Source organism: Acinetobacter sp. YH01025, from assembly GCF_013420185.1.
GTDB lineage: Bacteria > Pseudomonadota > Gammaproteobacteria > Pseudomonadales > Moraxellaceae > Acinetobacter > Acinetobacter indicus.
This window is the reverse complement of record NZ_VOYR01000015.1, coordinates 1-14279: the sequence shown is the minus strand read 5'-3', so window position 1 is coordinate 14279 and position 14279 is coordinate 1. Positions and strand designations below refer to the sequence as shown.

At 38.7% G+C, this 14279-nt stretch carries 12 protein-coding genes and 1 pseudogene; 6 read left to right on the top strand and 7 right to left on the bottom strand.

Annotated elements, in window-relative coordinates; all coding sequences use genetic code 11:
• Nucleotides 1-206: 206 nt before the first annotated feature.
• Both FTT89_RS13120 and FTT89_RS13115 read left to right on the top strand, forming a co-directional pair.
• Nucleotides 207-520, top strand: a pseudogene (locus FTT89_RS13120) (aconitase family protein); the annotation flags it as partial.
• A 14-nt stretch (nucleotides 521-534) separates the two neighbouring features.
• Nucleotides 535-705, top strand: coding sequence for a hypothetical protein (locus FTT89_RS13115; RefSeq protein WP_160241757.1), 171 nt, complete (start codon nucleotides 535-537; stop codon nucleotides 703-705).
• Nucleotides 706-834: 129 nt separating this feature from the next.
• On the opposite strand, the gene FTT89_RS13110 is transcribed toward FTT89_RS13115, so the two are convergent.
• From FTT89_RS13110 to FTT89_RS13100, 3 genes are read right to left on the bottom strand one after another with little or no spacing between them, the layout of a single operon-like run.
• A complete protein-coding gene (locus tag FTT89_RS13110; RefSeq protein ID WP_168383601.1) occupies nucleotides 835-4068 on the bottom strand; it encodes a site-specific integrase in 3234 nt (1077 codons plus the stop codon).
• Nucleotides 4052-6325, bottom strand: a complete 2274-nt coding sequence (locus FTT89_RS13105; protein WP_160241756.1) for a hypothetical protein — start codon at nucleotides 6323-6325, stop codon at nucleotides 4052-4054. Before FTT89_RS13105 ends, FTT89_RS13110 begins: the two co-directional genes overlap by 17 nt.
• Nucleotides 6325-6999, bottom strand: coding sequence for a hypothetical protein (locus tag FTT89_RS13100; protein WP_160241755.1), 675 nt, complete (start codon nucleotides 6997-6999; stop codon nucleotides 6325-6327). The genes FTT89_RS13105 and FTT89_RS13100 overlap by 1 nt, the downstream gene beginning before the upstream one ends.
• 333 nt (nucleotides 7000-7332) lie before the next feature.
• Between FTT89_RS13100 and xseA the strand changes: the two genes are divergently transcribed.
• Both xseA and xseB read left to right on the top strand, forming a co-directional pair.
• A complete protein-coding gene (xseA, locus tag FTT89_RS13095; RefSeq protein WP_016658934.1) occupies nucleotides 7333-8598 on the top strand; it encodes an exodeoxyribonuclease VII large subunit in 1266 nt (421 codons plus the stop codon).
• Nucleotides 8588-8782, top strand: coding sequence for an exodeoxyribonuclease VII small subunit (gene xseB, locus FTT89_RS13090; RefSeq protein WP_005180690.1), 195 nt, complete (start codon nucleotides 8588-8590; stop codon nucleotides 8780-8782). Before xseA ends, xseB begins: the two co-directional genes overlap by 11 nt.
• Before the next feature lie 179 nt (nucleotides 8783-8961).
• On the opposite strand, the gene FTT89_RS13085 is transcribed toward xseB, so the two are convergent.
• From FTT89_RS13085 to FTT89_RS13075, 3 genes are all read right to left on the bottom strand, one after another.
• The gene (locus FTT89_RS13085) at nucleotides 8962-9171 is read right to left on the bottom strand and encodes a hypothetical protein (protein WP_016658935.1); all 210 of its coding nucleotides are present in this window, start codon (nucleotides 9169-9171) and stop codon (nucleotides 8962-8964) included.
• 158 nt (nucleotides 9172-9329) lie between these two features.
• On the bottom strand, nucleotides 9330-10628 hold the full coding sequence (locus FTT89_RS13080) for a DUF4113 domain-containing protein (RefSeq protein WP_016658936.1): 1299 nt from the start codon (nucleotides 10626-10628) through the stop codon (nucleotides 9330-9332).
• On the bottom strand, nucleotides 10625-11197 hold the full coding sequence (locus FTT89_RS13075) for a LexA family transcriptional regulator (protein WP_005180682.1): 573 nt from the start codon (nucleotides 11195-11197) through the stop codon (nucleotides 10625-10627). The genes FTT89_RS13080 and FTT89_RS13075 overlap by 4 nt, the downstream gene beginning before the upstream one ends.
• A 693-nt stretch (nucleotides 11198-11890) precedes the next feature.
• Between FTT89_RS13075 and FTT89_RS13070 the strand changes: the two genes are divergently transcribed.
• Entirely contained in the window at nucleotides 11891-12355 is a 465-nt protein-coding gene (locus FTT89_RS13070) for a hypothetical protein (protein WP_160241753.1), read from the top strand.
• Between the two features lie 223 nt (nucleotides 12356-12578).
• Here the strand turns inward: FTT89_RS13070 and FTT89_RS13065 are convergent, their stop codons facing one another.
• Complete coding sequence (locus tag FTT89_RS13065; protein WP_160241752.1) at nucleotides 12579-13100, bottom strand: hypothetical protein; 522 nt, start codon at nucleotides 13098-13100, stop codon at nucleotides 12579-12581.
• Nucleotides 13101-13589: 489 nt separating this feature from the next.
• On the opposite strand from FTT89_RS13065, the gene FTT89_RS13060 reads away from it, so the two are divergent.
• Nucleotides 13590-14156, top strand: a complete 567-nt coding sequence (locus tag FTT89_RS13060; protein WP_006581699.1) for a recombinase family protein — start codon at nucleotides 13590-13592, stop codon at nucleotides 14154-14156.
• Nucleotides 14157-14279 lie beyond the last annotated feature (123 nt).

Here is a 14279-nt window from a genome sequence, read left to right as displayed (position 1 = left end):
TTTTTTTTTGAAAAGCAATTTATGACTTTATCATTTCGATCTGTAAAAGCCCTTGCTACGTAGTGATCTGAAATCACTCTGAAAATACAGTTAAAATACGCGGTTCAATTTACCTTAATCTCCTTACGGAATTGGCAGCCAGATCTGAATTGTTGGCAACTCTCTAGCAAAATTTCCTCGCAGCCCTGCATTTAGCTGCCTAGTGCAATCCGAGGGATGAACCCGTCTTTACAGATACGCTGGCTTTAGATATGTCGACGGTAGAAGCCAGTCTGGCAGGTCCGAAACGTCCGCAGGATCGTGTGCTATTGTCGCAAGTGCCGAATACCTTTGATGCTTTGATGGATCTGATCTTGAAACCGGTCAAAGAAGAAAAAGAGCGTCTGGAAAATGAAGGAGGGGAGGTGCGGCTGTTGAAGCAAAACACGCCAACCTGTCACATGAAAATGTTTTTTGTATGATTGAGGGTAAAAAATATCCGTTGCAGCATGGTGATGTGGTGATTTCAGCGATTACCTCCTTTCAATTCTAGGTTTGTCAGATGATATTCATCCGCATCAAATACTGGATGTAGAAGTACAACATATCGATGGTACATTTAACCGTTTTCAAGTGTTGTGTCGTATTGATACCTTGAATGAGGTGGAATACTTTAAGGTCTGTGGGATCTTGCACTATGTCCTGCGTAATTTGCTCACTTCCTAAATTAAATGATGAAAGCCCGATACCTACCACAATGCTGGTCAGGTAAGGAATGAGCCCAGAAGCATTTGAGGCAGCTTCAAAATGAGGCTGTCTCGTGTCTAGGATACTTGGAGCAGTCCAGTCGGCGATTTAATCAGTTTCAATAAGTTCCTCTTGGTGGAATACAGTTGTAGGCTTATGTACGGTATCAGGTGACATGTAATCTAATCCATTAAGCTGAATAGGTAGTGGGCGACCAATACATGCTAGATGTAAGCAAAATTTAAATGCAGCAAGAGCATGACCATCTTTTACTGAGTAGAGTTGTAGACGAGGAAACTCTTCTAGAGTCGATGGATGTTTATCTGTTGATGCTTTTGCTAATTTGAAAAGTTGAGGCTGTTGTTTAGCATCTAACTTTGTTTGCAAATCTTGTCCAAGTAAGTGCCAAAATTTGGCAGGAAATAAAGCCTTAACTTGGGAGTAAAAATGTTCGAGTTGATCGATATTCTTCCAGCGATAATGGATACCGGTATGTGATGCGGTCACTCGATTTAAAAATACATTCAGGACGTATGCAATTTGTATTGGATTTTTACGAGCTATTTTCTGTAGATGTTCAAAAAAATAAGTCACTGCATGAAGCTCTTCAGCGCTATCAAGCATTGCTGGTTTTAAGTGGGTTGAGCTATCAATACTAAATAAACGCGGATTCCCTTTTTTTGATTTAATGTTTGCTAAATTTAGGGCATTTTCATACCAATAATTGACGAGTTCTTCTGGTAAGCACATACGTTGAGCTGCACTTTTAGGATCGTTAGTGGTCTCCAATATATTGAGCGTTTCATAGAAGCGTTGAAGTGAAATTTTAGAATCTTCTGTTCCAACAAAGAAAGCAAAAAAATCATGGGATTGATCTATTTGTAATGACAGTTCATCTAAAATATCAGTAGCATTACTTTGAAGCCATTTTGTTTGATCGTTCAATAATATAGTTGCTAGAACGGCCTGGTTTTTTTCAAAATTAAAGTCTTTTTCATCATTTGTTATTTTCAAATTTTTAAACGTTGCATTGTGGCCCATAATTTTTTTAGCCAATTCATTAGGCATATCTGGATGATGTTTTAGTAGTTTTTGACCAGCTATGAGATAACTTAAATGAATATAGCTTTTGAATGTTTCAACTGGCTCTATATGTCCTAAGAGATGTGCAATAACAAACCAATGGTTTTGTCCATGTTGATTTTGAAGTAGCTCAGCTCGAATTTTTTGATATTCGTTTTCGCTATAGTCAGTTAGCTTTTGCACTAGTGGTGCATATTCACAGTTCAGTAAAAGCGATAAATGATTCGCTGCAGTGTGACGAAAAGAGTGAAAGGAGTAATGATGCCCTTTAAAGATCTGATTTAATATCAGTTTTAGGGGTACGGTGACAGTGTGTTTATTCAGTTTTTTATTTTCATTCAAGTTGCTGAATAAATATAAACTTTTCTTATTTTCTAAGCGTTTTTCAACAACAAAATCGCTAAAGAATTGGTACTCATCATCTTTTAGCAAAGCGTATGCAGGCACAATCCGTTCCGCACTATCCGTTTTGAGCAGATGTTGATTCCCTTGTTTTTTTGAACCATAAGGTTGAACCCAGATAGAAAATTGATTTAAACCCTCGATATCTTTTACACGTAACCCGAGTATTTCGTTAATACGCATACCAGTACGGTAAGCCAAAATATAAATAATTTTTAATAATTTATAGTGATGGTCTGAGATGGATTGGTCATGTAAGAGCTGATTTAACTTCTTTAATATGACCTGGAAGGCTGTATGACCAATGATGCGTGCACGAGGTCTACTTTGCGATGCAATAAATTCAAGTTCGAAATCTTCTGCTTGAAAAACAATTTGTTGAAAGGTGTGAAAGCGTTTCAACATCCGGATTGTTTGGTCTTTAGATTTTTTAAACTCAGGTCGATCTGCTTCATCAGCAAGTCGTGTATTGCTAATGATTTGTTGATAGATTTTGTTCAGCAGATCATTAATGTCATCGTCGGCATCGAAGTATTGTAAGGCATGAGTTAAAAACGGTTCTGCGATCCGGGTGTAATATGTATAGATTGAACTATCTGCGAGTTTTTGATTATCTTGAAATACCTTCGTGTACTGAGTTGTATCAAAATCAAAGGTGGCTGATAATTTTTTTATTTGCTCTGAACTTGGTAGATAGAGACTGATGAGCCACAAAATAATACGTTTAGAAAACTCATTAAACTGCTCTTGGTGACGCAGGCAAAAATCAATAATGAGTTCAGCAATAGGTTGGTCCGTTGATGATGTGCGAATTATTTTCAGCAAGTTTTTATGAATAAATATCACATTCTCTACTGCTTCAGACGTATTGAGATCTGGTAGGACTTTGGCTGTAGAAGAGACATTTCGTTCGATTTCATCACTTAATTGAGTTTTAAATTTTGGGAATGCAAAGTTTTCAAACTCATGTTCTGATAAACCACACGTGAGTGTGTTTTCTAACAAACATTGTGAAAGGGCAGGATCAACATCTGCATTCTGCAGTTGTAGCCAATTAAAATTGGCGTAGTCACGTAAAAACTTAAAAGTCTTTTTGGTGTATGGATGTTTTATTTTTTGAAAAATGAGGTGCAGATACGCATTCACGTCTAGACTGATGTCACGAATTTGTCTTGTATTGAAGTGAATGAGCCAGAGTCGTGTGAGTTGATCTGGAACAAAATTACGTGATTTTCGTATTGTTTTTTCATCAACAAATAGATCGCCATAGCTTCGAGAAAGTGGCTCTAAAAAGATGATATTAAAATCGCAAATTTTTTGGATTTTTTCAGGGTTTTTTAAATGTTCGAGCAAAGCATTTAATGAAGCTGTTTGATTTAATCCACCGTATAACATTGAGCAAAGCAGAATATTCCCAATAATTTCATCATCAGAAAAAGCGGAACTATCTTGAGCAAGAATCCAGTAATCCCACAGTTTTTCGAGGATGATGTCAATTTCATGACCGGCTTGGATCCAATCTAGGGTGAAAATTGGTTCATCGCGTTTCATCTCAAAGGTAAGATAAGGTAGTGGGAGGTCTAGGTTATTACTTTTATTGAGGTCTTTGATATATGTTCGGAAGAATTCATGAGCATATTTTTTCCAGGCAAGATTCGGTGCTTTATGTTTAATAAACTCATAAATTGCAGGATAAGCTTGAATTAAGTCTTCATTTGAGAATTTTTGTTCATCAAAGTATTGTCGGAGCTCTTGTTCTGCATTAGCTCGTATGTCCTTTTTAGGCTCATCTCGTTTGAATTGACGTCTGTCTTCAGCATAGCGTTTTTCTGAGATTTTTTTATTGCGTGATGACATGATCTTCAACACCTGTAATTTTAAAATATGTTTTCATTTGCTCTAAAACATCTGCAATTTTAGAAAATTGTGAGAGCGATAAACTGGAAAATGGATGTGCTGCTTCTTGTTGCATGAGCTCATGCCCAAATAGAGCTAAAATTTCAGGTTCAGAAAATTTATGAGTCAAAAATGCACGAGCTGTGTGGCGATGCCAATTTTCATGAGCAAGTCCTAATTCAGGATGGAAATTTTTGACTGTAGAATGACTTAGTGGTTTCCACTCATCATCTTGGATGATTCCCAAAAGGGGCAGCTTACTTGCTTCTATTTGTTGTATAGCATCACTTAAAGCTGGATGACTCATCATGATTTGAATCGAAAAATATTCTAAAAATTTAAGGAATTTTTTTATCTCTTCAACTAAAAATGAACAAAGTGGGATTAAACGTCCGAATCCATTGCGACCGCCTGCTTCTTTGTCAGAAACCATCAAAATTTGGCGTTTTAAATTAAAGCTTTTAAGAAATCCAGGGAATTCAGCAACGGGGCGTGCTGCTGTAAAAAGAAGCAGGATATGCCACATCCAGATGTTGTAGTGGTTGTATATAGCAATCAGATCGTCTTCAGCTTGTGAAAAAATATTAAACTTCAATACAGCAAAAATCTCTGTAATGATCTGTGGTTTTGGAGCTTTACGACTACCAAAATGAATTATTGAATCAGGGGGCGAAGGTACACAACTTTCATATGTGCTTGCTATATCTGCACAAAGTGATTTTAGAATATCAACATATTGTGCATGTAATCGTGGAATATTCTGATGACAATAAGAAATAGATGATGACTGATTGGCATCAATCCCTGTGATTAAATCTGCGAGTTGTTTATTCCCTGTTTTTGCAAGAACCGTATGATGCAGTAGAGAACTCACCTTTACGACAGACAGTTTTGGAATCAATAATTCTTGTCTTAATTTGCGTAAATATTGCTGTATATCATCGAAACTAACCGAATCCATTTTGCGGAGATCCTCAATGAATAGATTCGGGATTGGAATGTCTAAATAGATCGTCTGATTAAGCAAGCTGTCTGAATACTCAAAATCTCGGTTTTCAAATACATTAAATTTACTGTTTAAGAAGAATTGATCATTTTTATTGATCATTTTTTGGCGGTTATTTAAGTTTTTAGCTCGCTTGCTTTGTATATATAGCCACTCATTCACACTATTACCGGTCAAAAATGCGAGCATTAGAATCAAAGCACTTTTATTTTGATGTTCAGAGTAGTCCACATGAAGTCTTTTCAGTAGATGGTTCACGCTAGATGGATTCGGAAAAAAACTACTCGACGTGAGTAAATGTTCTTTGCGTTGAATATGTTTTGCAACAAGCGGTAGAACATAGCTTTGACTCGTTTCTGAATGTGCTGCGAGTGGTGTGACGTCAGTTGGATTGACAACAATTTGCCGATTAATCGGCTCATCAATTAAGGTTTCTATATTCAGTGCTTTAGATTTAGCCCCTTTTTTGATTTCGATACTTTCTTCAATGAATTGTTCTTCATCAAGAAACTGATGTTGAAGTTGTGTATCGATACTTGCACGTGCAATCTTCGCTTTGTTTTTTAAAACGTAGTTAAAAGTAATGCGAATATCATTGAGTAGATTGCGATCAAACTCCGGCAATTCATCCGTATCTAATGTGATCAGATGTTGAATAAATTGTTCTAAGCTCTGTGTTGGATCTTGAAGATAGGTACTCCAGAGACGTTGATACTCTTCTGTATTTTGATATTTTTTTTCAGTATCTAAATTTTTATTTGCAGTCCTAAAGCGCTGGAATAAGCGCTTTACGGTATTGAAGTGTTCTGTGTGTGCTTGTTTAAAAAGCTCTGGTTTAAGCTCAGGAAGAGCAATTAAATAAATTGCCGCTTTTAAAACTAGAATATTCCAATGTTGCGCATGAGTTTTTGACTCAGATAATTGCGCAATTGAATTGATGTATGACGTAATGGGTAAATCACTAATCTTAACCTTTTTCGTGAAAGCGATTACCAGAGGTGTCGGCAGCTGTGAATCAAACTCTACATCGATATCAAAGTAATCGAGATTAAGACCAACCAAAAAATTGTCAGTCTGTTGAGAAGACAATAGTTTAACTACAAAGTTGATATGTTGCGTACGTTCAAATTGCTCATCACCAAACAGTTTTTCTAGTGTTTTTTGCAGTGAAATAACTGGCAAATCAATATGCTCGTTTAGATCGTTCCACACTATGATCTCCAAATTTTTTCTGTACTTAGGCAACTATCAGAGTGATCAATGAGTTCTTTTACACATCTGCTGTTGAGTGATAATTCATTAAAAATATGTGTGCGCTGTTGATTAATATTTTTAATCCGCTGATTCAGTTGATTTCGAGAACATGCAAGTAGTTGTGCTAGCAGTTCCAGACTCATTTGATGATGTGGTTTTAAAGATGATCCTTTGTTAAGAGTTAATAGTGTTTGACGTGAAAGATGTGTATTAATCAAGTGCAATGTTTTTCGTGGGTTCAAAGTCTTAATGTCAAATTTTGTAGATTTGATGAATTGAATAAATTCACGACTGCATAACTCCATCAGAAATGCTAACTCATCATCTGAAAAAGATTGTTGATTGTGAATAATTAAAGTGACTTCATTAATATCTTGCTTTAAATAGCTAAGATATAAGTGAATATTATTGAAAATGGAGTAGCCATCAAATTCTGAAGTTTTCCACACATGGAGTTCTTTTATGCGATTAGAAATATCTAAATCTGCAGTGAGATTTTTAAACATATTTAAGTAGCATAAGTTGAAACCATACGCTTGTGGATGAATGGTGATTCTGCTTTTTTTGAAATTTTTTAGAGTACTTATCTGTGTTGCTGGAAACTTCAAAAGTAGTTCAGATGTCAGATCCATGTGTGCTATTGAATAAAAATAATACAGCAATATTCACGTATATTTAGAGTTTTTGAATATGGCAGGAGGTATCATTTTTTCCTTGTTTTTAAAGTTTATTTATTATTGAAAGTTTCAAATTTTCCTCCTCGATTAGATACTCACTATTAGTTAGCTATATTTGTGAGTGGCTTTGTTGCACAAAGATTTCATAACCATATGATTTTAAAAGTTTTGATTGTTTTTGATCCAAAATTAAATTTATTTAAATCAGATGCTTACATATTTATGCAACAAAGCCAATGAAAGCTGTTATTTTGTAGGATCAAATGACCGCATTCCGTATTTTCTTTCATGTCAGAAACCCAACTCAGTCTCAGTGAATACCTGACCACCGTACAGGAAGTCATCCAGCTGACTTTCGATGAAGCGGTATGGGTCAAAGCCGAGATCCGTAATCTCAGCATCAAAGGCGGGCATTACTATCTGGAACTGGCAGAGAAAGATGAAGACAGCCATAAAGTGATTGCCAGCTGTAAAGGCACCCTGTGGAAATTCACCGCACAAAAAATCGTGTTAAGGTTTGAACGGGAAAGCGGCATTGAACTGTCCAGAGACTTGAATGTCCTGATCAAGGTCAAAGCCAAATTTGATCCGCAATATGGTTTCTCCGTCAATATTGAAGATATCGACTCCAGCTTCACCTTAGGTGACATTGCCAAACGCTATCAGCAGATCCTGCAGCGCCTGACCCAGGAAGGCCTGCTCAATAACAACAAACAGCTACCGGCACCTTTTGATTTGCAGAACGTACTGGTCATCGCCCCGGAAAATGCCGCCGGGCTGGGAGACTTTAAAAAAGATGCCGATGCCCTGGCTCAGGCGGGTGTCTGCCACTTCGTTTATCATTCAGCCACCTTCCAGGGCAATACTGCCCCAACCAGCATCATGCAGGCTCTGGCCAGTGCACTCAGGCAGTGGGCTCAAGATTACCAGACCGCTCCCGACCTAATTGTGATCATCCGTGGGGGTGGAGCAGTGAATGATCTGGCGTACCTGAACGACTATGATCTGGCTGCACTGTTGTGTAAAAGAACAGTGCCGATCTGGGTGGGCATTGGCCACGAGAAAGACCGCACCATTCTGGATGAAATCGCGCATCGCTCCTTTGATACCCCAAGTAAAGTCATCGCCGGGATCCGTAACCTGATTGTCGAACGGGTCAATGAAGCCAGTACTGCGCTGCAAACCATCAAACTGCTGTCCCAGCATCAGCTGACCGCCTATCAAAGCCAGAATGACCAGTATCTGAAAACCATCCAAACCCTGGCACAAAGCCAGCTCAATGATGCGCAGCGTAGCGTTGATCTGCTGAAAAGCGATACCCAGTATTTTGCCCAGCAACAGCTGCGGCAGGCTGTACAGCAGACCGAATCCCTGATGCGGGAAACCTTGCTACAGAACCCACGAAACGTGATGGCTAAAGGCTATGCGATTGTCCGCAGTCAGGGCAAAGCCATCCGCTCAGTGCAACAAATCACTGGCCAGCAACTCCAGATCGAACTCCAGGATGGCATGATTGATGCCACCGTGACACAGGTAAATACACATGAACAATGAAGAACTCAGTTTCAAACAGGGCTACGAGATTCTGAAGAAGAATGCCGAACTGCTGGAATCGCAGGAAGAACCGGATATTGATAACCTGATGGCGATCGTTGAAGAATCCATGACCGCCTACAAAGCCTGCAAATCAAGGATTGAGGCGGTTCAGCAGGCGCTCAATGACACCTTTAAGGAATAGAAAAAAAGCCTAAGGACCATAAAAACGCTTTGTCTGTTCAGTACGTATTCCTGTACTTAACTGTATAAAACCATGTGTTAGGTACAAAAATATGGACTTAACGATAACGATCAAACCGGATCTGAGCACTCGACCGATTGAACAGGAGAATACCGTCCGTTACTGCAATCCATGCCGGTCTACCTATCAGTGTTTTGAATCTCGTGAAAAACCCCGTGTTCATCTACCTGCATGTGTGGAATCGGGGTATGGGTCAGTTCTGCGATCGCAATCAGGTTTGCGGACATTTGCTTGCCCAATAACGCTCTAGCTTCCGTTACTTTGTCAGAAACTTCACTGGCTTGAGCTGATTCTTCTACAGGGATTTCGTCCTTTGTTGTTTTAGCCATGCGATTTAAGCCTCCTGAGTTGCTTGCAATATGATGAGCTCAATGTTTTACCATAGCGATATGAGTATCTTCCCAGCAGCGATCCGTCCGCAATAGGGGGGCTGGATAGATGTCCGGTTGTTAATTGTCACCTGTTTAACCTAAAAAGGGGTGTTGGCTTAATGGGTAATTTTCAATAATCCCTGCCAGCTGAAATAGTTCTGGGTCAGATGTGTCCGGTTCATCGACCATTTCCGCTGTGGTAAATAACACGATCCCACTGCCAGTTTAGTCTTGCCATATCTGGCTTGCACGGCTTCTAAAGCCTGCATCAGCTGTTCGTTGCTTTCACGCTGGCGATGGTCTGTAAGCAGATCAGGCACATAGCGGGTCTTGCTGACCAGACCGGTCAGAATCACCCCACATTTTTTATACTTTACCTCTGGCTTATAGATGCCTTGCAGTAACTGCATCGCAGCATGAATCAGATCAAGTACACAGTCCGTGGGTTCCGGGAATTCAAAGGCCAACGATTTGCTGTAATACGCTGTGTTTTGATCAAAGGGATTGGATTGCACAAAAGCAATGATACAGCCACACAGCGAGGCATCCGCACGCAAGCGCATGACTGCATCTTGCACATACTTACCCATGGCTTCTTTCAGATCATCCAGCTCAGTAATCCGTTCTCCAAAGGAGCGGCTAGCCACAATCTGCTGCTTGGGTGCAGGAGCATCCTCCAGTTGCAAACAGGAGATGCCCTGTAATTCCAGCACCGTGCGCTGCATCAGCACTGAAAACAAACTTCCCATGCGATGCGCATCCTGCATGGCCAGATCCAGTACCGAATGGATGCCCATCTGGTTCAGCTTTTTGACCAGCTTACGTCCCACACCCCAGACTTCACCCACCTCAATTCCAGCATACAGCGTTTCCTGATCCAGATAATCCAGCTCCAGCACATTGCATACGCCTGCAAAGCCAGGCCATTTCTTGGCAAGGTGATTGGCTAGCTTGGCTTCGGTCTTGCTGCGACCAATCCCGATGGATACCGGCAACCCGATCCAGTCCCAGATCCGCTGTTTCATCTCTCTGGCATAGCGGGTCAAGTCAAAATGCTGTGCATAACTGGTTAAATCCAGAAAACATTCATCAATCGAATAGATTTCCTGTTCATGCGGAGCCACATAACCGGCCAAAATCGAATGGAAGCGATTGGACATTTCCGCATACAGGGCATAGTTGCTCGACAGCACCACCACTTGATGCTGCCGGACAATGTCCTGAACCTGAAACAACGGAACACCCATCTTGATGCCCAGGGCTTTGGCCTCATTACTGCGGGCCACTGCACAACCATCATTATTGCTCAGCACAATCACTGGACGGTGATTCAGGCTGGGATTAAACACCCGTTCACAACTGACATAACAGTTGTTGATGTCGATCAGGGCATAAATCCGCTCGGGGCTGTTCATCTGAACTTCTTGATGACACTGGTGACTACACCCCAGATCAGCAGGGTCTGACCGTCTTTCAAATGGATATCCGCATAATCCGGGTTTTCCGCCTGTAACCAGCGTTTGTCGCCTTCAATCATCAGTCGTTTGATGGTGAAATCATTGTCGATCAGGGCCAGAACAATATCACCATGCTTGGGCTCAATACTGCGGTCCACGATCAGCTTGTCCTTCAGATCAATCCCGGCATCGCGCATGGAAAGCGATTCCACCTCAACGATAAAGGTAGCCTGCTGGTTCTGGATCAGGAACTCGTTCAGATCCAGGGTCTTGTCGATATAGTCTTGGGCTGGGGAAGGGAAACCTGCAGCCACCTTTTGCAAGGCAACCGGAATCTCATAATGTGTTCTGGCTTCAACCGGAGTAATCGAAGCAACATCATTGCGGGCTGGTTTTTTTATCTGATCCAGATACTGCCTGATCTCCAGTACACGGGCTTCGGGAACCCGGATCACTTTGGTTGGGCCTTCATGAACTGGTTTGCGACCAGCACCTTCACGGGCACCACCATGCTGAAATTCATCCATTTTACTTGTTCATCTTGATTGTGTAACATAATCAAGATGGTAAAACAGCAGTGGAAAAAAACAACTCCATTCGTCGGATTGTGTTCTGAATATCTATCTCACCAGAAGGTGGTTATAGATTACTTAGAGCAATCAAACTTGAGCTAAAAATTATTTGCAGCCCAAGCTGTTGAGGTTCAACTTCTACTGCAGAAGGTTTAAATCAAACCTGAGGGAACATGCCACGTGCATAAGAAAAAGGGCACTGTTGCAAATAACCACTAATGGCTGCTTAACCTCTACTTTTAACTTCGGTTATTTATGGGAGGATTACCCAATGATGTTGGTTGTTGCAGCATAAGTTGAAGGGAAAGTCCTTATATATAGTCCAGTGCTTTTGCTTTTGTGTTAGGGATGTTGGCTTTGCTCGATACGAATGTATCGACCCGAAGGGCAACTAGCCCGACCTGTGAAGGAACGCTCACATCTTTATTTTTTTGTGATTTATGTTATATTCCTTTCAGAAATTAGTGCTGTAGTTTATTTTTTAGCCCGATCATCCCTGGTCGGGTTTTTTTATACTTAAAAATAGCTAAGAACTTTTAAAAAAGTCATATTTCGCTTGGAACAATATTTTAAATAAAAGTACAATTAATTGTCTAATTTTAGATACTTTTTTATTAAATATTTCTATAAACCAACTGGTAATATAAAGTGATTAAAGCTCTAAAGTATGCATTAGCATCATCAATTTTACTAATTTCAACAACACAAACTTATGCAAAAGACGAATGTTCAATTGATTTTACAACTAATCAATCACTGATTAGAACAATCAAAGAGAAAGGTTTCGTATTTGAAAATTATGATAAGGTCTGCAAATTATTACGTTCGGCAAATGCATCAGTTGACATAGTCTCTATGTCACAAATTTCTCCGTATCAAACTACTGCCGCAGTAAATGTTAGATTAAAAGCTAAAGAATATGAGGCTCAAGGAATTAATGTTTATTCTGAACACCAAAGCTGGATACGTTACGAACAAGAGCGAACAACACTAATTCAAGAAAATGCTGCTTACATTGTAACTATGGCAGCACTAAATGCAATAAGTCAAAATTCAGTAGATGAATTAAATAAACAGCGTGCAGCTTTAAAAAACTACAAAGCTAAAAAGTAGGAAAATGATTGGCATAAAGTATCAAATATGCCTATAAAACGTCCGAAATAGCGTGGAACATAAAAAAGCCTAGAACTGAAATAGAACTAGGCTTACTAACTTACTGATAAGTATAAATTATAGGTTATGCATTTCGTATAATATCCATTATGTTAAATAGAGGCTTATGGATGTTTATATCGTATAAGGTTATTTCGGTTTTGCACAAAGATAAAAAATCTAATTATTTTGAATATCCTGTTTGATTTGCTTTTACCATGTGGATATAAGGATTTTTATTCCATTTCTCAGCATGTGAATAGATTACACAAATTTGATTACTTGCTTCGTGTATCTGATTTTTATATCTAAAATAAGGTAATCCATTCAAACGTTGTTGCTTATTAACTAAATCAAAGGTTTCTATTCCTCTACGCTGCGGAATATAAATATTTTCGACTTGACCGCACATCTCTTTTTGCTGTGCTGATTGATTAATATCTTGTGCTATTGTTACGCCTGTCGAAATTCCAGCAAAGAGTAATAATAAAAAAAATAACCAATTTATCGAAAGTGGTAGTACATCATTTATGTGTTTTCTGAACAAAGCAAATAGTAATGTAAATCCTGAAATCAGTGCACAAGATAAGGCCAATTCGTATTCATTGGTAAATAAGAACAAAATACTTAAAATAGCAGAAAAAATTCCGGTCCATACATTGTCTTTAATTGTTAGTGGTCTTAATCTTTCTTTTTTAACTAACATTTTAATCCTAAAAAATTGATGCTGATATATAAAGATTTTCTAAAATTAACATAATACACCTTATACGAAATGCGTTCTAATTCTCTTTAGAAATCAATGCTGTAGTTTCTAGTTGATAGCCCATCTACCCCAAGGTGGGCTTTTTTTATGATTTTTCACGTTCCACGCTTATTATTTAATCAAAAGACCTCTTGAGAAAGTATAGTTTTATCTAATTTTTGAATTGGCTAAAACCTCATAGAATATAGCTTTTGGCTGCTTAAAATTTGACTAACGCAAGAATTCTAAAGTTTCTCAACTTTGATTAGCTCAAATAAATACCATTTCTCTTTTTCTAGGTCTCTTTAAATCACGAATTATGTAACTATAGAGTATAGCCTAACGGAACAAAATAAAGTCTTAAAAAGCAACTCAAAAACCGTATTTATAGACTTAATATTTAATTTCGGTACAATATGTATTTAATTATCTAAACTCTAACGGTACAGAATGCCTAATCAGGTCGGATATATTCGAGTCAGTTCAACTGAACAAAATACTGAACGTCAATTAGATGGAATCAGCCTGGATAAGACCTTTACTGAAAAGGCAAGCGGTGGTAGCCGTGAACGTCCTCAGTTAAATGCAATGCTCGACTATCTGCGTGAAGGTGATACGGTGCATGTTCATAGTATTGATCGTCTGGCACGTAATACAAATGATCTGAACGAAATTGTGAATAGTCTGAATGATCGTGGTATAACCATTATTTTTCATAAAGAGAATTTGACCTTCAGTCATGATGTAGCACAATCGGCAATAAATAAACTCATGTTTCAGATGCTTGCTGCATTTGCAGAGTTTGAACGCTCCATGATCCGTGAGCGTCAAAAGGAAGGAATTGCAAAAGCCAAAGCGAAGGGCTTATATAAGGGAAGAAAGCGGAAGGTTGACTATGTTGAAATACGAAAAGCAATGGCTGAAGAAAATTCAACATTTAGAGGTGTTGCAGAAAAGTTTAAAGTAGGGATAGCAACAGTACAAAGAGCTTTAAAAGAAGAAACTAATAATCAATAAGGTTGATTAATGAAGACGCTTAGATATTCAAATTTAGAAAAGATCATGACCATTTATACTGAAATTTCTACTTATATTACATTTCATAATGCGACTGGTTTAACAGATATAAATAAATCAATG